22 protein-coding genes and 1 pseudogene are annotated in these 19,659 nt (G+C 70.3%); 19 read left to right on the top strand and 4 right to left on the bottom strand.

Annotated features, from left to right (window positions below):
* Positions 1-49 precede the first annotated feature (49 nt).
* The 5 genes from rpmG to SSQG_RS21615 all read left to right on the top strand — a co-directional run bounded on the left by rpmG (position 50) and on the right by SSQG_RS21615 (position 2,799).
* A complete protein-coding gene (gene rpmG / locus SSQG_RS21595; protein ID WP_003991959.1) occupies positions 50-214 on the top strand; it encodes a 50S ribosomal protein L33 in 165 nt (54 codons plus the stop codon).
* A gap of 2 nt (positions 215-216) precedes the next feature.
* A complete protein-coding gene (locus tag SSQG_RS21600; protein WP_003991960.1) occupies positions 217-474 on the top strand; it encodes a type B 50S ribosomal protein L31 in 258 nt (85 codons plus the stop codon).
* Positions 475-478: 4 nt separating this feature from the next.
* Positions 479-1,732, top strand: coding sequence for a CobW family GTP-binding protein (locus tag SSQG_RS21605; protein ID WP_039933336.1), 1,254 nt, complete (start codon positions 479-481; stop codon positions 1,730-1,732).
* Positions 1,733-1,738: 6 nt separating this feature from the next.
* Entirely contained in the window at positions 1,739-1,972 is a 234-nt protein-coding gene (gene rpsR / locus SSQG_RS21610; RefSeq protein ID WP_003991962.1) for a 30S ribosomal protein S18, read from the top strand.
* Positions 1,973-2,580: 608 nt separating this feature from the next.
* Positions 2,581-2,799, top strand: coding sequence for a DUF397 domain-containing protein (locus tag SSQG_RS21615; protein ID WP_052310470.1), 219 nt, complete (start codon positions 2,581-2,583; stop codon positions 2,797-2,799).
* 92 nt (positions 2,800-2,891) lie between these two features.
* Here SSQG_RS21615 and SSQG_RS21620 read toward each other — a convergent pair whose 3' ends face one another.
* Positions 2,892-3,386: an ATP-binding protein gene (locus tag SSQG_RS21620; protein WP_003991964.1), complete on the bottom strand. Its 495-nt coding sequence runs from the start codon at positions 3,384-3,386 to the stop codon at positions 2,892-2,894.
* Between the two features lie 363 nt (positions 3,387-3,749).
* Here SSQG_RS21620 and SSQG_RS21625 point away from each other — a divergent pair, with 363 nt between their 5' ends.
* The 6 genes from SSQG_RS21625 to SSQG_RS21650 all read left to right on the top strand — a co-directional run bounded on the left by SSQG_RS21625 (position 3,750) and on the right by SSQG_RS21650 (position 9,250).
* A complete protein-coding gene (locus SSQG_RS21625; protein WP_052310471.1) occupies positions 3,750-4,574 on the top strand; it encodes a helix-turn-helix domain-containing protein in 825 nt (274 codons plus the stop codon).
* A gap of 96 nt (positions 4,575-4,670) precedes the next feature.
* The gene (locus tag SSQG_RS21630; RefSeq protein WP_003991966.1) at positions 4,671-6,134 is read left to right on the top strand and encodes an aldehyde dehydrogenase family protein; all 1,464 of its coding nucleotides are present in this window, start codon (positions 4,671-4,673) and stop codon (positions 6,132-6,134) included.
* Between the two features lie 131 nt (positions 6,135-6,265).
* Entirely contained in the window at positions 6,266-6,817 is a 552-nt protein-coding gene (locus SSQG_RS21635) for a DinB family protein (RefSeq protein ID WP_003991967.1), read from the top strand.
* A gap of 10 nt (positions 6,818-6,827) precedes the next feature.
* The gene (locus SSQG_RS21640) at positions 6,828-7,469 is read left to right on the top strand and encodes a PadR family transcriptional regulator (protein ID WP_003991968.1); all 642 of its coding nucleotides are present in this window, start codon (positions 6,828-6,830) and stop codon (positions 7,467-7,469) included.
* Positions 7,470-7,541: 72 nt separating this feature from the next.
* The gene (locus SSQG_RS21645; RefSeq protein ID WP_003991969.1) at positions 7,542-8,492 is read left to right on the top strand and encodes a daunorubicin resistance protein DrrA family ABC transporter ATP-binding protein; all 951 of its coding nucleotides are present in this window, start codon (positions 7,542-7,544) and stop codon (positions 8,490-8,492) included.
* Positions 8,489-9,250 carry an ABC transporter permease gene (locus SSQG_RS21650; protein WP_003991970.1) on the top strand — a complete coding sequence of 254 codons (762 nt, stop codon included), beginning with the start codon at positions 8,489-8,491 and terminating at the stop codon, positions 9,248-9,250. The genes SSQG_RS21645 and SSQG_RS21650 overlap by 4 nt, the downstream gene beginning before the upstream one ends.
* Here the strand turns inward: SSQG_RS21650 and SSQG_RS21655 are convergent.
* Together SSQG_RS21655 and SSQG_RS21660 are read right to left on the bottom strand one after the other, a co-directional pair.
* Positions 9,247-10,653: a glutamate decarboxylase gene (locus SSQG_RS21655; protein ID WP_039933341.1), complete on the bottom strand. Its 1,407-nt coding sequence runs from the start codon at positions 10,651-10,653 to the stop codon at positions 9,247-9,249. The two genes, SSQG_RS21650 and SSQG_RS21655, sit on opposite strands and share 4 nt — an antisense overlap.
* A gap of 38 nt (positions 10,654-10,691) precedes the next feature.
* Positions 10,692-11,978: an ion channel protein gene (locus SSQG_RS21660; RefSeq protein ID WP_003991972.1), complete on the bottom strand. Its 1,287-nt coding sequence runs from the start codon at positions 11,976-11,978 to the stop codon at positions 10,692-10,694.
* A gap of 102 nt (positions 11,979-12,080) precedes the next feature.
* Between SSQG_RS21660 and SSQG_RS21665 the strand changes: the two genes are divergently transcribed.
* From SSQG_RS21665 to SSQG_RS39445, 6 genes and pseudogenes are all read left to right on the top strand, one after another.
* The gene (locus SSQG_RS21665) at positions 12,081-12,854 is read left to right on the top strand and encodes a MerR family transcriptional regulator (RefSeq protein ID WP_003991973.1); all 774 of its coding nucleotides are present in this window, start codon (positions 12,081-12,083) and stop codon (positions 12,852-12,854) included.
* A gap of 215 nt (positions 12,855-13,069) precedes the next feature.
* A complete protein-coding gene (locus SSQG_RS21670) occupies positions 13,070-15,004 on the top strand; it encodes an ABC transporter ATP-binding protein (RefSeq protein ID WP_244299206.1) in 1,935 nt (644 codons plus the stop codon).
* A gap of 53 nt (positions 15,005-15,057) precedes the next feature.
* Positions 15,058-15,654: pseudogene (locus tag SSQG_RS43705) on the top strand (phytoene desaturase family protein); the annotation flags it as partial.
* A 107-nt stretch (positions 15,655-15,761) separates the two neighbouring features.
* Complete coding sequence (locus SSQG_RS43710) at positions 15,762-16,496, top strand: hypothetical protein (protein WP_338117317.1); 735 nt, start codon at positions 15,762-15,764, stop codon at positions 16,494-16,496.
* Positions 16,497-16,734: 238 nt separating this feature from the next.
* Entirely contained in the window at positions 16,735-17,493 is a 759-nt protein-coding gene (locus tag SSQG_RS21680) for a class I SAM-dependent methyltransferase (protein WP_003991976.1), read from the top strand.
* Between the two features lie 90 nt (positions 17,494-17,583).
* Positions 17,584-17,886, top strand: coding sequence for a helix-turn-helix domain-containing protein (locus tag SSQG_RS39445; protein ID WP_276327088.1), 303 nt, complete (start codon positions 17,584-17,586; stop codon positions 17,884-17,886).
* A 52-nt stretch (positions 17,887-17,938) separates the two neighbouring features.
* On the opposite strand, the gene SSQG_RS41880 is transcribed toward SSQG_RS39445, so the two are convergent.
* Complete coding sequence (locus SSQG_RS41880; protein ID WP_167545764.1) at positions 17,939-18,121, bottom strand: hypothetical protein; 183 nt, start codon at positions 18,119-18,121, stop codon at positions 17,939-17,941.
* Between SSQG_RS41880 and SSQG_RS38275 the strand changes: the two genes are divergently transcribed.
* Positions 18,122-18,982: an alpha/beta fold hydrolase gene (locus tag SSQG_RS38275; protein ID WP_276327122.1), complete on the top strand. Its 861-nt coding sequence runs from the start codon at positions 18,122-18,124 to the stop codon at positions 18,980-18,982.
* A gap of 2 nt (positions 18,983-18,984) precedes the next feature.
* Positions 18,985-19,566, top strand: coding sequence for a hypothetical protein (locus SSQG_RS21690; RefSeq protein WP_078507044.1), 582 nt, complete (start codon positions 18,985-18,987; stop codon positions 19,564-19,566).
* The last annotated feature ends 93 nt before the right edge of the window (positions 19,567-19,659 follow it).

Genomic DNA, 19,659 nt, shown 5'->3' on the forward strand with positions numbered 1-19,659 from the left:
CTCTGCCTCAGGTGATGCAAATGGAATTCATTTTCAGTAGTATAGCGGCATGGCACGCAACGAACTCCGGCCGGTCATCAAGCTCCGGTCCACCGCCGGGACCGGCTTCACCTACGTGACCCGCAAGAACCGCCGCAACGACCCGGACCGACTGACCCTGCGCAAGTTCGATCCCGTCGCCGGCCGCCACGTCGACTTCCGAGAGGAGCGCTGACCATGCGCGAGGGAATCCACCCGGAGTACGGCCCGGTCGTCTTCCGCGACCGTGCCGCGGACTACGCCTTCCTCACCCGCTCGACCCTCTCCGCCACGGCGGGCGAGAGGACCGTCGAGTGGGAGGACGGCAACACGTACCCCGTCGTCGACGTCGAGATCTCCGACGTCAGCCACCCCTTCTACACCGGAACCGCCCGCGTCCTGGACACCGCGGGCCGCGTGGAGCGCTTCGAGCGCCGGTACGGAAAGAAGGGCTGACCCCGTGGCTGCCCCTACCGGGCTCCCCGTCGTGATCGTCGGCGGGCTGCACGCCGACGCCCGCCGGGCGGTCGTGGCGCAGCTGCTCGCCGACGTGCCCGGCAGTGTCGTGCTCCACCACGACCTGGCCACGGCCGCTGCCGGCACCGTCGTACGGACCGTCCGGGACGCCACCGGCGTCCTGGACGCGGGCGAGGCGCCGCTCGTCAACGACTGTGCCTGCTGCGCACTGCGCGAGGACCTGGTGCCGGAGCTGGAGCGGCTCGCGGAGGCCGGGCGGACGCCGCTGGCCGTCGTCGAGCTGTGGGACTCCGTCGAGCCCAAAGCCATGGCCGAGGTCGTCACGGCCGGCGGGTTCACCGTCACCGGGGTCGTCACCGCCGTCGACCCGGCCCTGGTCCTGCCGTACCTCGGCAACGGTGACGACCTCGCCGACGGCGGTCTCGCCGCCGCCGCCACCGATCAGCGCACGGTCGCCGACACCTTCGCCCGCCAGCTGGAGTACGCCCCCGTCCTCGCGGTCGCCGAGTCCCCGGAGGCCGACGACGAGGACCGCGAACTGCTCGCACAACTGCACCCGACGGCCCGCCGGATCCCACTCGGCCCCACGACCCGACCGAACCCGGACGGGTCCGGAGAAGCCCTGCGACCGGGCGGCGCCCCTGAGCCGAACCCCACCGACGACGGCCTGACCGTGTCACCCCCGCGCCGGCGTCGGCTCCCGCCCCTCGCCCAGGCGGCCCTGGCCGGTTTCGACGTCGAGGCGGCCGCCGCGGCCCAGCACCCGGCGTGTGCCCTGCTGCCCGTCGAGGCCGACGCGCACGGCGTCTCCACGCTGGTCTGGCGGCGGCGCCGCCCCTTCCACCCGGAGCGGCTCTACGCCGCCCTGGAGGACCTGACCTGCGCGGCGGCCCGCAGCCGGGGCCGGTTCTGGCTGGCCGACAAGCCGGACACGCTGTTCCACTGGGACGCTGCGGGCGGCGCCCTGTGCGTGGAGAGCGCGGGGCCCTGGCTGGCCTCCCTGCCGGACGCGGCCTGGGAGATGATCCCGCCGGTGCGCCGCGCCGCCGCCGCGCTGGACTGGCACGGCGAGCACGGCGACCGCTGCCAGCACCTCGTCTTCACCTCGCCCGGCCTCGACCGGGACGGCCTGGAACGCCTGCTGGAGTCCTGCCTGCTGACCGACGCCGAGTACGCCGCCGGGCCGGACGCCTGGCAGCGGCTGCCGCACGCCTTCGACACCCTCCTGGAGGTCTGACCCGAGATGCCCCGCAAGCCCGACCGCACGCCCGCGAAGAACCGGCCCAACCCCCTGGACCAGGCCGGGATCACCTACGTCGACTACAAGGACACCGACCTGCTGCGGAAGTTCGTCTCCGACCGCGGCAAGATCCGCAGCCGCCGTGTCACCCGGGTGTCGTCCCAGCAGCAGCGGCAGCTGGCCCGGGCGATCAAGAACGCGCGCGAGATGGCGCTGCTGCCGTATACCAGCCGTTGAGCCCGTCAGGCCGGGGTGAGGTTCCCCACGCTTGACGGGTGGGGAACCCCATATGCGTGGTCCGGCCGTGGCAGACGGCCCTGCGGACCTGCCGTTCCGCAGGATTGACGGGCCGTCAGGGGCGGGACGGCCGACCCGGTGTCGGGTGATGGTGTGACCCGGACCTCGTACTCGGGGACGACCTCACCATCCACCGTGTGCACGATTTCTCCCTGCTCCCGCCCGGCGCCGCACGCTTCCGTATCAGTGCAGGCAGGCCCGGCGGGAGAGCCTCTCCGGACCGCTCCCAGCTCCCGCTTCTCCGGCGCGGCCGCCCGCCGGAGCCGCCTTGCGGATGCTCCGCCTCCATCGGACCTCCCCCGAACCCCCCGACTTGGGCACCGGGTCCCGGGAACGCGAGGCGGTGCGGGCCCGTCAAACAGGCAAGAGCTTCGGTAAAACGGTCGTCAAAGCTGTAACCGCAGGACCACCCCGCGTGCACGTGCATCTGCCCATGCATCTGCACATGAACAGGGCTATGATCCGGGTCAGTTGACCACTGCATCAATGGCCACACCAGCCAGTGCACCACCGGGGAGCGACCTGTGGACCACGACGCGTACAACGGCATGGCGGCCACCAGGCTGCATGGTGTGGCCTGGCAGAAGAGTCGGCACAGCAACTCGCAGGGCTCCTGCGTGGAGTTCGCCCGGCTGCCGGGCGGTGACGTGGCCGTGCGCAACTCGCGCTTCCCCGACGGCCCCGCGCTGGTCTACACCCGTGCGGAGATCGAGGCCATGCTGCTGGGCGTGAAGGACGGCGAGTTCGACCACCTGGTGGGGGGCTGACGGCCGGTAGGTCCCGGAGGAACCGGGGCAAGCAGTGGCTTAACGCGCTGTAACGCGCGTAGAACCGCGACGCGAGGAAGCGTCGCGGTTTCTCATTCCGCGTTCGGCTCCGAACCGGCCCGCGGCAGCCGGAACAACGCCCAGACCACCTTGCCGCTCAGTGCGCCCGCGAGCGGATGCCAGCCCCAGCTGTCGCTGAAGGAGTCGACGAGGAACAGCCCGCGGCCCGACTCGGACGAGAAGTCGTCGGTCTCCCGGGTGACGGGACTGTCGTGACTGGGATCGCGCACCGCGCACACCAGCCGCTCGGTGCACCGCATCAGATGCAGCCGGACGGGAGGCTCATGACCGTTGACGCCCGGGGGGCTGCCCGGCAGGCCGTGGCGCAGCGCGTTGGTGACGAGTTCCGAGACCACGAGACAGACGTCGTCGAAACTGTCGCCCATGTCCCACTGGTCGAGAGTTCCGCGCGTGAACTGCCGCGCCTCACGCACCGCTTCGTAGCGGGCGGGCAGGGCGCAGGAGGCGGCGTCGGACACGGCCGCGAGATCCAGCGGCGGAAGGCCCTGCCGTAACGGCTCGAGCATGGTCGATCCATTCGTCCCCATGCGAGGCACTCCCGGGAATTCGCGGTCGGTGCGATGCAGCGGTGGTGCGGCACCATGGTTTCGGATGCGTACAGCAGATGCAAGGGCAGATGCACGTGCACGTGACCGGAATGAGCTGTCCCGTACCGCTTGTTGGCCAATTTTTCCCCTGTCTTCCTGCCCAACTCCGGCCGTTCGCTTACCTCTTTCTTCCTTTCACGCGCGAGCGCCCGCGGGCTCGATTCCGTTTCCGTAACCGGACGAGTACTGCTCGGAGTGTTTTAGTGGCAGACTTCGGCCCCTGAGACGTTGGGGAGGCTGGCGAACGTGAGCGCGGGAGAGCCGGGATCGGTGGTGCGGCGCATGCTGCTCGGATCACAACTCAGGCGTCTGCGTGAGGCGCGAGGCATCACGCGCGAGGCGGCGGGCTACTCGATCCGCGCCTCCGAGTCGAAGATCAGCCGGATGGAGCTGGGCCGGGTGAGCTTCAAGACCAGGGACGTCGAGGACCTGCTGACGCTGTACGGCATCACGGACGAGCAGGAGCGCGCCTCCCTGCTGTCGCTGGCCAAGGAGGCCAACGTCGCGGGCTGGTGGCACAGTTACTCCGACGTGCTGCCCAGCTGGTTCCCGACCTACGTCGGCCTGGAGGGCGCCGCCTCGCTGATCCGGGCCTACGAGGTGCAGTTCGTGCACGGCCTGCTGCAGACCGAGGCGTACGCCCACGCGGTGGTCCGGCGGGGCATGCAGGGCGCGAGCGAGGCCGACGTCGAACGGCGGGTGGCGCTGCGCCTGGAGCGGCAGAAGTACCTGGTCGACGAGAGGGCGCCGGACTTCCACATCATCCTGGACGAGGCCGCGCTGCGCCGCCCCTACGGCGACCGCGAGGTGATGCGCGGCCAGCTCCAGCACCTCATCGAGATCTCCGAGCGGCCCAACGTCCGCCTCCAGATCGTGCCGTTCAGCCTCGGCGGCCACTCCGGCGAAAGTGGCGCGTTCACGATCCTCAGCTTCCCGGAGTCAGACCTGTCGGACGTCGTCTACCTGGAGCAGCTCACCAGCGCGCTGTACCTGGACAAGCCCGAGGACGTCGCCCAGTACGAGAAGGCGCTCAAGGAGCTCCAGAGTGACAGCCCGGGCCCCTCGGAGAGCCGGGACCTTCTCCGAGGGCTCCTCCAACTCTCCTGAAGGCCCCCTCCAACTCGCCTCAGACAACAGTACGATGACGTGTGATCAGATCGTGAAGGCGCGATCAGGGGTCTGCCAGGGATCGAGGGATCACACATGTCGTCGTCCTACTTCACCGAGCTTGCACAGCAGTACATCGACGGTGAGTGGCGCCCGGGTACCGGTTCCTGGGACATCATCGACTTCAACCCGTACGACGACGAGAAGCTCGCGTCGATCACCATAGCCACGGCCGACGAGGTCGATCAGGCGTACCGGGCCGCCGCCCGCGCCCAGAAGCAGTGGGCGGCGACCAACCCCTACGCCCGTCGCGCGGTCTTCGAGAAGGCCCTGAGGCTCATCGAGGAGCGCGAGGCGGAGATCTCCGAGGCGATCATCGCCGAGCTCGGCGGCACCCGTCTGAAGGCGGCCTTCGAGCTGCACCTCGCCAAGGAGTTCCTGCGCGAGGCGGTCCATCTGGCGCTGGCGCCCGAGGGCCGGATCATCCCCTCGCCGGTGGACGGCAAGGAGAACCGCGTCTACCGCGTGCCGGTCGGCGTGGTGGGCGTGATCAGCCCCTTCAACTTCCCGTTCCTGCTGTCGATCAAGTCCGTCGCACCGGCGCTCGCGCTCGGCAACGCCGTGGTGCTCAAGCCGCACCAGAACACGCCGGTCGTCGGCGGCTCCCTGGTCGCGAAGATCTTCGAGGACGCGGGGCTGCCCGGCGGTCTGCTGAACGTCGTCATCACCGACATCGCGGAGATAGGCGACGCCTTCATCGAGCACCCGGTCCCCAAGGTCATCTCCTTCACCGGCTCCGACCAGGTCGGCCGGCACGTGGCGACCGTCTGCGCCCGGCTGTTCAAGCGCTCCGTGCTCGAACTGGGCGGCAACAGCGCGCTGGTGGTCCTGGACGACGCCGACCTCGACTACGCGGTCGACGCGGCGGTCTTCAGCCGGTACGTCCACCAGGGCCAGGTCTGCATGGCCGCCAACCGGGTCCTCGTCGACCGATCGGTCGCGGACGAGTTCACCGAGAAGTTCGTCGCCAAGGTCAAGACCCTCAAGGCGGGCGACCCGCGCGACCCGGAGACCGTCATCGGCCCGGTCATCAACTCCTCGCAGGCGGACGCCGTCTCCGGTGTGGTCGAGCAGGCCCTCGCCGAGGGCGCCACGGCCCTGGTGCGCGGCGGCCGGACCGACAACCTCCTCGAGCCGTCCGTGCTGACCGGCGTCCCCGCCGACTCGGCGCTGCTGCGGCAGGAGGTCTTCGGCCCGGTGGTCTTCCTCGTCCCGTTCGACGGCGAGGAGGAGGCCGTGCGCATCGTCAACGACACGCCGTACGGCCTGAGCGGCGCCGTCCACACCGGGAACGTGGAGCGGGGCGTCGCCTTCGCCAAGCAGATCGACACGGGCATGTTCCACGTGAACGACGGCACCGTCCACGACGAGCCGATCGTCCCGTTCGGCGGCGAGAAGCACTCGGGCATCGGCCGGCTCAACGGCGACACGATGCTGGACTCGTTCACCACGACCAAGTGGATCTCGGTGCAGCACGGGCGCAGCGGGTTCCCCTTCTAGAGCTCGCACCGGACCTGGTACCGGATCTCGTACGGCCCGGCGGGCCCTTGCGGACAGCGGCTGACCGCAAGGGCCCGTAGCGTCGTAGGTGTCAGGGGGAGACGCCCCCGGTCCGGCGAAAGGTGGCGGTCATGGTCACTCACGTTCCCGCGGAGGCACACGGTGACGAGCGCGGAGCGCTGCTGTCCTTCCTCGCCGAGCAGCGCGGTGGCATCCGCCGGTCGGTGCTCGGGCTGACCGGCGAACAGGCCACGAGCACGCCCAGCGCCAGCGAGCTGTCCCTCGCCGGGCTGGTCAAGCACGTCGCCGAGGTCGAGCAGATGTGGATCTCCATGGCCAAGGGCGAGCCCCCGGCCGTCGTGCGGGACCAGAGCAACTGGCACGAGTGCTTCCGGCTGGTCGAGGGCGAGAGCGTGGAGTCACAGCTGGCGTACTGGGAGAAGGTCGCGGCCGAGACGGAGGACTTCATCCGCTCGGTGCCGAGCCTCGACGACACCTTCGCGCTGCCCGCCCAGCCCTGGTTCCCGCCGGACGGCCGCGTCTCCATGCGCTGGCTCTGCCTCCACCTCATCCGCGAGACGGCCCGGCACGCCGGCCACGCCGACATCGTCCGGGAGTCGCTGGACGGCCGGACGGCCTTCGAGCTGGTGGCCGAGGAACAGCGGGTGGCGGCCGGGTCCTAACCTGGACCGCATGTCAGCGATCCGTCTCCTCGTGCTCGGCGCGGTCCGTATGCACGGCCGCGCCCACGGCTACCAGGTGCGCAACGACCTGGAGTACTGGGGTGCGCACGAGTGGTCCAACGCCAAGCCCGGCTCGATCTACCACGCACTGAAGCAGATGGCGAAACAGGGCTTGCTGCACGCGCACGAGATCGCCCCGTCCACGGCCGGCGGCCCGCCGCGCACGGAGTACGAGATCACCGAGCAGGGGACCGAGGAGTACTACCGGCTGCTGCGGGACGCGCTGGTCACCTACGACCAGCGCGGGGACGTGAAGACGGCCGCCGTCGGCTTCGTCGTCGACCTGCCGCGGGCCGAGGCCGTCGCGCTGCTGAAGGAGCGGACGCTGCGGATCGAACAGTGGCGGGCCTCCGTCCTGGAGCACTACGTGCCCGAGGAGGGGCCCGAACAGCTCGGTCACATCGGCGAGATCATGAACATGTGGGTCCACACGGCCGACTCCGAGGCCGAGTGGACCCGAGGCCTGATCGAGCGCATCGAGGGCGGCGCCTACACCTTCGCCGACGAGGGTGATCCGTTCGTCGGCATCCTCGCCGAGGACCAGGAGAACCCGTACGCGACGGGGGACCAGCACCCCGGGGACGCCCGCTAATCAAGTTTGACGAATGGGTGAGGCGGGTCTACCTTCGACTCGTATTCAAGTTTGACTAGTGAGGGAGGGGCAGTGGCCGACGCGGCGATCACCGTCGAAGGCGCGGAGAAGAGGTACGGCGACAAGAAGGCGCTGGACGGGCTCGACCTGCGGGTCGCGCGCGGCACGGTGCACGGGGTGCTCGGCCCGAACGGGGCGGGCAAGACCACCCTGGTCCGGGTCCTGTCCACACTGCTGCGGCCCGACGCGGGCCGGATCGAGGTGGCCGGACACGACGTGCTGGGCCAGGCCTACGAAGTACGCCTGCGCATCGGACTGCTCGGCCAGCACGCCGCGCTGGACGAGGAGCTCGGCGGCCGCCAGAACCTGGAACTGTTCGGACGGCTGCACCACCTGGGCGCGAAGCGGGCACGCGCGCGTGCCGACGAGCTCCTGGAGCGTTTCGACCTGGCCGACACGGGCCGCAAGGCGGTCCGGCAGTACAGCGGCGGCATGCGGCGCCGGCTGGACCTCGCGGCCTCCCTGATCACCGAACCGGAGGTGCTCTTCCTGGACGAGCCGACCACCGGCCTCGACCCGCGGGGCCGCGCCGAGGTGTGGGACTCCGTCCGTTCCCTGGTCGGCGGCGGTACGACGGTCCTGCTCACCACGCAGTACCTGGAGGAGGCCGACCAGCTCGCCGACCGCATCTCGGTCGTCGACACCGGCCGCGTCATCGCGGAGGGCACGGCGGACGAGCTGAAGGCGCGGATCGGCGGCGACCACATCGACGTGGTCCTGCGGCACGCCGGTCAACTGGGCGCGGCCGTCGCCCTGCTGCCCCTCACCGGGGTCACCGTCGACGCCGACCGCCGCCTGCTGAGCGCCCCGGTGACCGACCGCATGGAGGCGCTCTCCGGGGTCGTAAGGGCCCTTCAGGAGTCCGGGATCGAGGCGGAGGACATCGCGCTGCGGCGACCGACGCTGGACGAGGTGTTCCTGCACCTGACCGGGGACGACCACCGAGTGAAGGAGGCCGTGTGACCGCCTACGCCCTGACCGACGCCTGGACCATGACCCGCCGGGAACTCTCCCGCTGGGGGCGGCAGCCGGTCCAGCTGGTCGTCAACCTCGTCTTCCCGGTGATGCTGCTGCTCATGTTCGGCTACCTGGTCGGCGGCGGCCGGGGGGTGAGCGGGGAGTACCGGGACTACCTGATCCCGGGCATGCTCGCGCTCACCATGGCCTTCGGCCTGGAGGGCACGATGCTCGCCGTCACGCAGGACCTCAACAAGGGCGTGATCGACCGCTTCCGTTCGATGCCCATGGCCAACGGAGCCGTCCTGGTGGGCCGTTCCGCCGCCGACATGCTGCAGTCGGCGATGGCCCTGGTGGTGCTCATCGGTGTGGGCGCCGCGCTCGGCTGGCGCGTCCACGGCGGTGCGGCCGCCTTCCTGGGGGCCGTGGGTCTGCTCCTGCTGTTCCGGTTCGCCATGCTGTGGATCGGCATCCACCTGGCGCTGGTGGCCGGCAAACCGGAGATGGTCCAGGCCGTGCAGATCCTGGTCTGGCCGGTCGGCTTCCTCTCCAACGCCCTGGCCCTCCCCGACACCATGCCCGGCTGGCTGGGCACGGTCGTCGAGTGGAACCCGATGTCCCACACGGCCACGGCCGTACGGGACCTGTTCGGCGTGCCCGGCGCGGAGTCCGGGCACGTGTGGCCGGCGGTGATCTGGCCCCTGGCCCTGCTGGCGGTGTTCTTCCCGCTGGCGGTACGGAGGTTCGGGCGGCTGAGCCGCTAGTGGTGGAACCCGGTGGCCGCGCTCCTGTCCTGGGTCTGGGGGTGCGGCTGCCGGCGCAGCTCCGGCAGGAGCCGTTCCAGGTCCTGGGTGAGGAGCTCGGCGAGGTCGGCTGAGAAGCCGTTGCGGCACACCACCCGCAGCACGGACAGGTCCTCGCGGTTGGCCGGGAAGGTGTAGGCGGGCACCAGCCAGCCGCTCTCGCGCAGCCGCCGGGAGAGGTCGAAGACGTCGTACGTCTCCACGTCCGGCGCGGTGGTGAAGGCGAAGACCGGCAGCTGGTCGCCCCGGGTCAGCAGCCGGAAGTCACCGAGCGCCTCGATCCGCGCGGCCATGCCCGTGGCCACGTCCCGCGCGGCCTGCTGGACGGCCCGGTAGCCGTCCCGGCCCAGCCGCAGGAACGTGTAGTACTGCGCCACGACCTGTGCGCCCGGCCGGGAGAAGTTCAGCGCGAACGTCGGCATGTCACCGCCCAGGTAGTTCACCCGGAACACCAGCTCCTCCGGCAGCGCCTCCCCGTCCCGCCACAGCGCCCAGCCGACGCCCGGGTAGACGAGGCCGTACTTGTGCCCCGAGGTGTTGATCGACGCCACCCGCGGCAGCCGGAAGTCCCACACCAGGTCCTCGTCGAGGAACGGCGCGATCATGGCACCCGACGCCCCGTCCACGTGCACCGGGACGTCCAGCCCGGTCCGTTCCCGCAGTGCGTCCAGCGCCGCGCACAGGTCCGCGATCGGCTCGTACGACCCGTCGAAGGTCGAGCCCAGGATCCCGACGACCCCGATGGTGTTCTCGTCGCACAGTTCGGCCGCGGCCTGCGGGTCCAGGTGGAACCGCTCGCCCTCCATGGGGACGAGGCGGGCCTCGACTTCCCAGAAGTTGCAGAACTTCTCCCAGCAGACCTGCACGTTCACGCCCATCACCAGATTGGGCCGCGCCCCGGGGTAGCGGTCGGCGTTGCGCTTGGCCCAGCGCCGTTTCAGCGCCATCCCGGCCAGCATGCACGCCTCGCTCGACCCGGTCGTCGAACACCCCACGGCGCTCGCCGGGTCGGGGGCGTTCCACAGGTCGGCGAGCATCGCCACGCACCGCCGCTCCAGTTCGGCCGTGCGCGGGTACTCGTCCTTGTCGATCATGTTCTTGTCGCGGCACTCGGCCATCAGCAGCCCGGCCTCCGGCTCCATCCAGGTGGTGACGAAGGTGGCGAGGTTCAGCCGCGCGTTGCCGTCGAGCATCAGCTCGTCGCGCACCAGTTGGTGGGCGGTGGCCGGTGCCATGGGCTGGTCCGGGAGCCGGTGCGTGGGCGGGGCCTCGGTCATGTCGCCGAGCGGGTTGGCGGGGCCGTAGAAAGGGTTGACGGACAGCCGGCGCTCGCCGGACTGACGGGGGCCTTTGTGGAGCGGCAAGGGAGCCTCCAGGGTCGATTGAGTGTGAGAGAGGGAAGTCATCGGACCGATGTCCCGTCCGGCCGGAGCTGCATCTGCGGCCGGCCCGTCACCAGCAGCCAGGCCGGCAGTGAGGCGACAACGAGCAGGGTGACGATCCCGGGCTCGGCGACCAGCACCGCGGCGACGAAGAGGCTGATCCAGCCCTGCCGGGTGATGGCGAGCAGCACCCCGAGCACACCGGCGGACACGCCCACCGAGGGATGCACCCCGGACACCAGGGCGTGCGCGCACAGGCCGAGGGCGGTGCCGACGAACACGGCCGGGAAGATCCGCCCGCCGCGGAAACCGCAGGACGCGGCGACGAGCAGGGCGGCGAGTTTCACCACCGTCATGACGGCGAACTCCCCGGCCGACCAGCCGTTCGGGTCGTGCGCCAGGGTCGCGGTCTCGTCGAGCCCCTTGAACAACGTCAGATGGCCGCCCAGGGCCGCGAGGCACCCCAGCACGAGCCCGCCGGCGGGGAGCATCAGCATCGGGTGCCGCAGCCGTCGGAAGGCTCCGTGCACGAAGGGGAAGGCGTACACGGCGCACATGGCGAGCACCGCGCCCACCGAGGCGACCACCACCGCCGCCGCCAGGTCGCCCCAGCCGGGACGCCCGAAAGACGGCAGACCCAGGTCGAAGCTCGGGCGGTCGAGGAAGGTCACGGTCAGGGCGCCGGTCGCCGCGGCGATCAGGGGCGTGAACACGTTGTCCCACAGCAGGCCGCGCATCGTTCGCCCGGCCAGCGCCTCGGAGATCGCCAGGGCGGCCGCCACCGGCGTGCCGAACAGTGCGCCGATCGTCGCCGACTCGGCGAGGACCGGCCAGATCCGGCCCGGCGCCCGGGGGACGGCCCTGGCGCCCAGCCAGGCCGCCAGGCCGACGTTCATGGTGATGATCGGGTTCTCGGGGCCGAGGCTGGGCCCGCCGGCCAGCATCAGCGCGGTCGCCAGCAGCAGCCCCGGCAGTACCGCAGGGGGCAGCACGGGGGCGTCCAGGCCGACGGTGGCGGGATCCGGGCCCGCGTGCCCCGGCACCTTCCACACCACCAGTCCGACCGCGACTCCGGTGGCGAAGAGCACCGCGAACATCCACGCCACCGAGTACCGGCCCACCCCGAGCGCGTCCGGCACGGTCTGCCACAGCACGTCCTGGAGCTGCTCGGCGGCGGTCTCCAGCCCGATCAGGAGCAGGCTGGAGACCACCCCCACGGCCACCGCGGGCACGATCGACCGCAGCAGGGTGCGGGCGGGCGTAGTCGGGGTGACGGAGGGCGCCTGCTGCGGGGAGTCCTGGGCCACGGGCTCACGATAAGCGGACAAATGTGAACAGATGGGCGACACGCTTGCACCTCACGTGGCGTGAGGCCCGACCGTGGAGCGCGTACCGAGAAGGGAGCGGAAGTGAGCTACTCCGTGGGACAGGTCGCGGGCTTCGCCGGCGTCACGGTGCGCACGCTGCACCACTACGACGACATCGGCCTGCTCGTCCCGAGCGCACGCAGCCACGCGGGGCACCGGCGTTACGGCGACGCCGACCTCGACCGGCTGCAGCAGATCCTGTTCTACCGGGAGCTCGGCTTCCCGCTCGAGGAGGTCGCCGCCCTGCTCGACGACCCGGACGCGGACCCGCGCGCACACCTGCGCCGGCAGCACGAACTGCTGACCGCCCGGATCGAGAAGCTGCGGAAGATGGCGGCGGCCGTGGAGCACGCCATGGAGGCACGGAAGATGGGCATCAACCTCACGCCCGAGGAGAAGTTCGAGGTCTTCGGGGGCAAGGACCCGGAGCAGTACGCGGAAGAGGTGGAGGAGCGCTGGGGCGACACCGAGGAGTACGCCGAGTCGCAGCGCCGCACCGCGCGTTACACCAAGGAGGACTGGCAGCGCATCCAGGCCGAGGCCGCCGACTGGGCGGAACGCTACGGCGCCCTGATGTCGGCGGGCGAGCCGCCCACCGGCGAGGCGGCCATGACCCTGGCCGAGGAGCACCGGCAGCACATCTGCACGTGGTTCTACGAGTGCTCCCACGAACTCCACCGCTGCCTCGGCGAGATGTACGTCTCCGACGAACGCTTCAAGGAGTTGTACGACGGGATGCGCCCGGGTCTCGCCGAGCACCTGAAGGACGCGATCGCCGCGAACGCGGACCGCGACCGCCCGGAGCGGGCCGGGTAAGAAGTCACGTAAGGAGGGCGAGCGCTTAACTTTCGCGGCTTTGCTCGCCTCTTCCCGCAGTGCGACGGCCGCCCGCTCACCGGTCAATTTACTCATAACTTTAGGCCGGACGTGCGTGTTAGCTTCGAACGTCTTGACGACGGGACCCGTGTGGCAGAGCTGCTTTCCGGAGCGTGCCGAGGCGCGGTGACCGTCGGCAAACGGGGGGAGCGCTTGTGGCGAGTCACGTGAAAAACGCGAGCCCGGAAGCAGGGGGCCCGAACGGCGCGGAGTCGGTGGCGAGCGTCGCCAGAGCGCACACCGGGCTGCTGCTCACCGGCGTGCTGCTCGGCCTGCTGGGGGTGGGTGCCTCACTCGCCCAGCCCTGGGCCATCGGCAACCTGATCGAGGCGGCGGGCGGCGGGGCCTCGATGACCGGCCCCGTCGCCCAGCTCGTCGGTCTCTTCTGCGCGGGGGCCCTCTTCTCCTCGCTCCAGGCCTACGTCATCGGGCGGGCCGGGGAGAACATCGTCTTCGATGTCCGCAAGGTCCTGGTCGGACGGCTCCTGCGCGCCGATCTCACCGCGTTCGCGAAAGAGTCCCAGGGCGACATCTTCACCCGCACGGTCACCGACACCTCACTGGCGCGCATCGCCCTGGCACAGAGCCTCGCCCAGCTGATCGTCAGCGGCGCCACGGTCATAGGCGGCGTCGTGCTGATGTTCCTCATCGATCTGTGGCTGATGGTCATCACCACGTGCTGCCTGGGAGCCGCCAGCATCATCTCCGTCACCCTCGCCCGGAAGCTGCGCAAGGCCGCGCTGCGGAACCGGGACGACACCGGTGCCTTCGCCGCCGGCATACAGCGCGTGCTCTCCGCCCTTCCCACGGTCAAGGCGTCCCGCGCCGAGTCCCGTGAGGCCGCCCGCATCGGCGAACTGGCCGAGAGGACACGGCGCTCGGGCATCCGGGTCAACGCCTACAACGCCCTGCTGATGCCGTCCATGAACGTCGGTACGCAGGGTGCCCTGGCCGTCGTCGTGGGCGTCGGGATGTCCTGGGTGGCCCGCGGCGAGATGGACATGGCCAGTCTGACCACGTTCATCATGTACCTCTTCCAGCTGGTGTCGCCGCTGGTGATGCTGTTCATGGGGGTGGGTCAGTTCGTCCAGGGCCGGGCCGCCATCCAGCGGGTGGACGAACTCGCCCGCCTGCCCCAGGAAGGCGACGCGCCGGGCGGCGCGGCGGGCCTCGCGCCCCTCGGGCAACTGGCCCCGCACTGGCCGGCGGTCGAGTTCCACGACGTGCGCTTCAGCTACCGGCGAGGCAGGCAGGCGGAGCGGACGCAGGTCCTCAACGGCGTCTCGTTCAGCGTGCCGACGCGCGGGCTGACGGCGGTGGTCGGGCCTTCGGGCGCCGGCAAGACCACCATGTTCCAGCTGATCGAGCGCTTCTACCCGGTGGACGGCGGCCTCGTCCGGCTCGGCGGGCAGAACGTCGAGGCGCTGCCCCTCGACACGGTCCGCGGACTGGTGGGCTACGTCCAGCAGGACAGCACGGCCCTGCGCGGCACCATCCGGGAGAACCTGACCTACGCCAATCCCCACGCCGGTGAGGACGCCGTCCGCGAGGCGGTGGAGATGGCCGGCCTCACCTCGGTGATCGCCCAGCTCCCGCACGGCCTCGACACCGAACTCGGCGACCAGGGCAGCGGGTTGTCCGGCGGACAGCGCCAGCGCCTGTGCATCGCCCGCACGCTGCTGCAGCGGCCCGCGGTCATGCTGCTGGACGAGGCCACCTCCAACCTGGACTCCGACTCGGAGCGGGACTTCCGCGAGGTGCTGCGCCGGGTCTCCCGGCGGTGCGCGGTCATCGCCATCGCCCACCGCATCTCCACGGTGGTCGACGCCGACCAGATCGTGGTGATGGAAGGGGGCAGGGTCCGGGCCACCGGCGTGCACCACGACCTGATGGAACGCGACGAGCTCTACCGGCGCCTCGCCGGCTCGCAACTGCGCGCCGAGCCCGGCCCCGTAGCCCCGGCACCCCGTCAGCAACCGGTGGAACCGTGGTCGCCCCCGCCCTCCATCGCCGTCGGCTGGCCGTCGTACGCCGGACTCACCGAGCAGACGTTGCAGCTTCGGCCCATCAAGAGTGAGGAGCAGTGGTGAGCACCACCGACGTCGCCATCGTGGGCACCGGACCCAACGGCCTCGCGGCCGGGGTGGTCCTGGCCCGTGCCGGACTGCGCGTGGAGCTGCACGAGGCGGCCGAGACCATCGGGGGAGGGCTGCGCACCGCTTCGCTCTTCGACTCCGGGGTGGTGCACGACATCTGCTCCGCCGTCCACCCCATGGCCGCCGCCTCCCCGTTCTTCCGCGCGTTCGACCTGCCGGCCCGCGGGGTCGAGCTCCTGCAACCCGAGATCAGCTACGCCCACCCCCTGGACAACGGCCCTGCCGCCCTGGCCTACCGCTCGCTGGAGAAGACCTGCGAGCACCTGGGCGTCGACGGGCCCCGCTGGCGCCGGCTGATGGGCCCGCTGCTGGAGCGCAGCGAAGCCGTCGTCGACCTCGTCCTCTCCGACCTGCGCCGGCTGCCGCGTGACCCCGTGGCGGCCCTGCTGCTGGCGAGCCGGGCGGCGGTCCACGGCAGCGGGCTCGGCGCGGCCCGCTTCCGGGGCGAGCAGGCACCCGCCCTGCTCACCGGCGTCGCCGCGCACGCGGTCGGCAAGCTGCCGAGCCTGGCGTCCGCGGGAGTGGCCATGCTGCTGGGCCACCTCGCCCACGGGACGGGATGGCCGCTGCCGCGCGGTGGCAGCGGCCGTATCGCACAGGCGCTGGCCGAGGACATCACCGCGCACGGCGGCGTTCTTCCACACCGGACACCACGTGGCGGGACCTCGCCGAACTGCGCGGCGCACGCGCGGTGTTGCTCGATGTCAGCCCCAAAGGCCTGCTGGCCCTCGCGGGCGGCCGGCTGCCCCGTGCCTACGCACGCGGTCTGGAGCGGTTCCGCTACGGCCCGGGCGCCGCCAAGGTCGACTTCCTGGTCTCCGAGCCGATCCCCTGGACCGACCCGGCGGTGGGCCGCGCCGGGACCGTGCATCTGGGCGGCACACACGCCGAGATGGTGCGGCAGGAGACGGCGAACGCCCGCGGAGTGCGGACCGGGGAGCCGTTCGTCCTCGTGGTGGACCCGGCGGCGGTCGACCCCGGGCGCGCCCTGCCCGGCAAGCGCCCGGTGTGGGCGTACGCGCACGTTCCGAACGGCGACCCGACCGACCCCTACGACCTGGTCCGGGCGCGCATCGAGCGCTACGCCCCCGGGTTCGGGGACACCGTGGTCGCCCACCGGTCCGTCGCAGCCGCCGCGTACGAGGACTACAACCCCAACTACGTCGGCGGGGACATCGGTTCGGGGGCGATGACGCTGTACCAGACGATCGCACGGCCCGTACCGCGCTTCGACCCGTACCGCACCCCGCTGCCCGGAGTCTTCCTGTGCTCCTCGGCCACGCCACCGGGCCCCAGTGTGCACGGAATGTCTGGATACCTGTCCGCACTATCCGCTCTCCGCCATTGTTTCGGGATATATGACGCACCGGACTTGGCGTTCGACGCATCGTCGCTCGAATTCGGGCGGCCTGGCCTGGATCGATGAATTTGCGCCCGATAATCCGTGGAACGGGCCATAACGCTTTGGTACGGTGTAGATAACGAAGTCTCCCCACAGGCTCCGTTGAGGCGTAACCGCGTTGATGTCTGACTAACCACGCGGGCGGTCGCGGAGCTTTCCGCCACCGATGTAGCCGGCATCATGTCGTGCCCGGTTCCAGCTCCTCGGCTTCATGACGCTCCCATCGGTATGTCAGTGGGGACAGCATGTAGGGGGAATATCTGTGGATACCGGAGTCGACGACATAGGCTACGGCAGACAGTTCGAAGGCTGGTACGACCGGCTCATCCCGGACGACCGGCTTACCGCCGAGGCAGTAAAGGGGCTGGTGGCACGCCACCCCGCTCCCGAGGCTGGAACCCTTGAATTCGGAGTCGGCACCGGGCGGATCGCCATCCCGCTCTCCCGGAGCGTCGGCCACGTGACCGGCGTGGACTCCTCCCCGGAGATGCTGGACGCGCTGCGCGTCAAGCTGAAGGACGGCGGGGACGTCACCCCGGTGCACGGGGACATACGCGGCTACACCTCAAAATCCCGTTACGGAATGGTGTATTCCGTATGCGCGACCCTGTCGTGCCTGACCACTGCCGAGGACCAGCAGCGGGCCGTGCGGCGCGCGGCCGACCTCCTGGTCCCCGGCGGCCGGCTGGTGATCGAGACGCACAACAAGCCGGCGATCCTGAACCTCCACGAGGGCCTGACCCGCACCACGTACTTCGTCCCCTACCCGGAGCCGGGGACAGGCGTACAGACCCACTCCACCCTGCTCGACGGCGGTCTGTGGCAGTGCTCACACATCCTGTACCAGAGCGACGGCACCACCAGGGTGGGCAACGAACTCACCCGGCTGACCACTCCGGACGACGTCGACGGCTACGCCCGCGCGGCCGGGCTGGAGCCCGAGGCCCGCATGTCCCGCTGGGACGGCACCCCTTACAGCGAACAGGCACCCCTGTTCATGTGCTGTTACGTCAAACCCTGAGCGCACTACACACTGCACACGGTTGGCTATGAGGGGGTTGCACGCGTGGGGCGTCCGCCAGTACTTCCGGTAGACAAGAAACTCGGCCTGGTGGTCAGAGTGATGAGCGGTGACCTGACAGCGGCGGAAGCCGCGCGGGAAGCCGGAGTGTCCGAGCAGTCGGTGTCGAACTGGCGCAGACAGTTTATTGAGGGCGGCCGTAACGGCCTCGCCGGCGAAGGCGGAAGAGACACCGAAGAAGCGTCCCGAATGGCCGAACTGGCCAAAGAAAACGCGATGCTGAAGACAACAATCGGTGAACTCTACCTGGAACTGCGGAAGTACGGCCGGAGTGCGGCTGTTCGTCCGCCACAGCCGCGGGGCAGGGTCCGCCCGGGTCGGCTGGTCAATTAACTCATTAATTTAGCCCGGCATCACCTGTTAGTGTTTCGGGCAGACAGTCACTTCACATCACGGGGGAGGGAATGTGGCGTCTCTGGAGCGCCAGTTTGCCGTCGGCATTGCTGGATTGGCCGGCGCTAGCCTTCTGACCGGTGCGGTAACTCGATTCACCGGTAAGCGCGAGCGTGCGCGTCGCTATCAGCTGCACGAAAGACCGGACGGCAGCCTCGTCGAGGTCGATGTTCATATTCCTGCGCACGCACAGCGCGCCGTTCTGCTGGACAACGGAATGGGCGCGCCCCAGGAATACTGGGACTGGGTCTGCGGCGCACTTCCCGAGGACATGGGATACGTGCGGTTCAACCGCCCCGGCTACGGGCTCAGCACCCCGGGTGCCCGGTACGGCCTGGAAGCACACTTCGAGCTGGTGCAGGAGCTGCGCGACACCTACATCGCCGATCTTCCGGTCGTCCTGGCCGGCCACTCCCTGGGCGGGTACTTCGCCGCCGCCTACGCGTCGCTGCACCCGGACGCGGTGCGGGGCGTCACCCACGTGGTCATGATCGACGCCACCGAGGTGGTCAGCCTGCGCCACGCCCGCCGCACCGACGTGGACCGCTGGTCCCACCAGCGGATGGTGATGGAGCAGGTGTTCGCCGGCACGGGTCTCTCCGTTTTCCGCCCCGCCATGAACGCGCACCAGCAGTACCGCCCGGACATCAACCGGAGCTACCGGGCGTTCCTGGCCACCCCCCGTACGTGGGCCACCGCCCACCGGGAGTACCGGGACGCGCAGACCTATCCGGAACTGACGTCCCTGGACTGCCCGTTGACCGTCGTCACGGCGGAGAACAACATCGGCGACAACACCCTGCACGCCGGGATCCAGGCCAGGCTGGCCGTCATCTCCACGCGGGCCCGCCACCACTTCGTCGCCGGCTCCGATCACGAGTCCCTCCTCTCCGTGCGCAAGCACGCCGAAGAGGTGACGGAGCTCATCGTCGGCGAACCGCCCTCCGAGTCGCTCGGGACGTCGTGGCGGCCGTCCACCAAGGTGCGCCCGGCCGCCGCCGAGAGCGTCGCCGAGCGGGAGGAGGAACTGGCGTGATCATGAAGGTGAACACCGAACGCGTGAAGACCGCCGCGGTGACGACGTCACTGGCCGCATGGCTGATCGCGACGGCCGTGGCACAGATCCCCGAGCAGCGCTTCGACGGTCTCCTGCACCGCGGCAAGCTGCGCATACCTACCCCGAACTGGCGCTTCTTCGGGCCCAACCCCGGCGTCAAGGACAACCACCTGCTCTACCGCGACCTCACGGACGGCAAGCCCGGAGAGTGGACCGAGGTCCCGATCGTCCAGGACCGGCCGTGGTACGCACTGGCCTGGAACGCCCGCAACCGGAGCCCGAAGGCCCTGTTCGACGCGACCCAGCACGCCCTCGCCCACGCGGTCGCCTTCGGATCGGCGGTGCTTCCCGTGACGACGGCGACCGGGTACCGGCTGCTGGGGCGCCACATCCAGCTCCACCTGCCGCATGCCGAGGGCGCCACGCACAGCCAGTTCATGCTGCTCCACTCGTATCCCACGAGCCCGGAGGACCGGCACATCGAGCCCGTCTTCGTCTCCATGGAATTCCCCCTGGAGGGAGACGTCACCCCCGCCGAAGCGCCTTCTCGAATAGCCGCGTAGCGAGAACACCGACCCTCTCGACTGGAAGCTGCGAGCTCACTCGGCACCGCACCCTCGTGCCGCGTGAGTCCGCGCCCTCCCGCCGAACGGCTG

This window comes from Streptomyces viridochromogenes DSM 40736, assembly GCF_000158955.1.
Classification (GTDB): Bacteria; Actinomycetota; Actinomycetes; order Streptomycetales; family Streptomycetaceae; genus Streptomyces; species Streptomyces venetus.

Coding starts and splice junctions, on each gene's coding strand:
- SSQG_RS21620 (WP_003991964.1), bottom strand. CDS start 3,386: ATGCTCGAGCCGTTACGGCAGGGCCTTCCGCCGCTGGATCTCGCGGCC.
- SSQG_RS21635 (WP_003991967.1), top strand. CDS start 6,266: ATGGTCACTCACGTTCCCGCGGAGGCACACGGTGACGAGCGCGGAGCG.
- SSQG_RS41880 (WP_167545764.1), bottom strand. CDS start 18,121: ATGAACATCGACCTCGACGAGGCTGCCGTCCGGTCTTTCGTGCAGCTG.
- SSQG_RS21630 (WP_003991966.1), top strand. CDS start 4,671: ATGTCGTCGTCCTACTTCACCGAGCTTGCACAGCAGTACATCGACGGT.
- rpmG (WP_003991959.1), top strand. CDS start 50: ATGGCACGCAACGAACTCCGGCCGGTCATCAAGCTCCGGTCCACCGCC.
- SSQG_RS21615 (WP_052310470.1), top strand. CDS start 2,581: ATGGCGGCCACCAGGCTGCATGGTGTGGCCTGGCAGAAGAGTCGGCAC.
- rpsR (WP_003991962.1), top strand. CDS start 1,739: ATGCCCCGCAAGCCCGACCGCACGCCCGCGAAGAACCGGCCCAACCCC.
- SSQG_RS21625 (WP_052310471.1), top strand. CDS start 3,750: ATGCTGCTCGGATCACAACTCAGGCGTCTGCGTGAGGCGCGAGGCATC.
- SSQG_RS21690 (WP_078507044.1), top strand. CDS start 18,985: ATGAAGGTGAACACCGAACGCGTGAAGACCGCCGCGGTGACGACGTCA.
- SSQG_RS21600 (WP_003991960.1), top strand. CDS start 217: ATGCGCGAGGGAATCCACCCGGAGTACGGCCCGGTCGTCTTCCGCGAC.
- SSQG_RS21640 (WP_003991968.1), top strand. CDS start 6,828: ATGTCAGCGATCCGTCTCCTCGTGCTCGGCGCGGTCCGTATGCACGGC.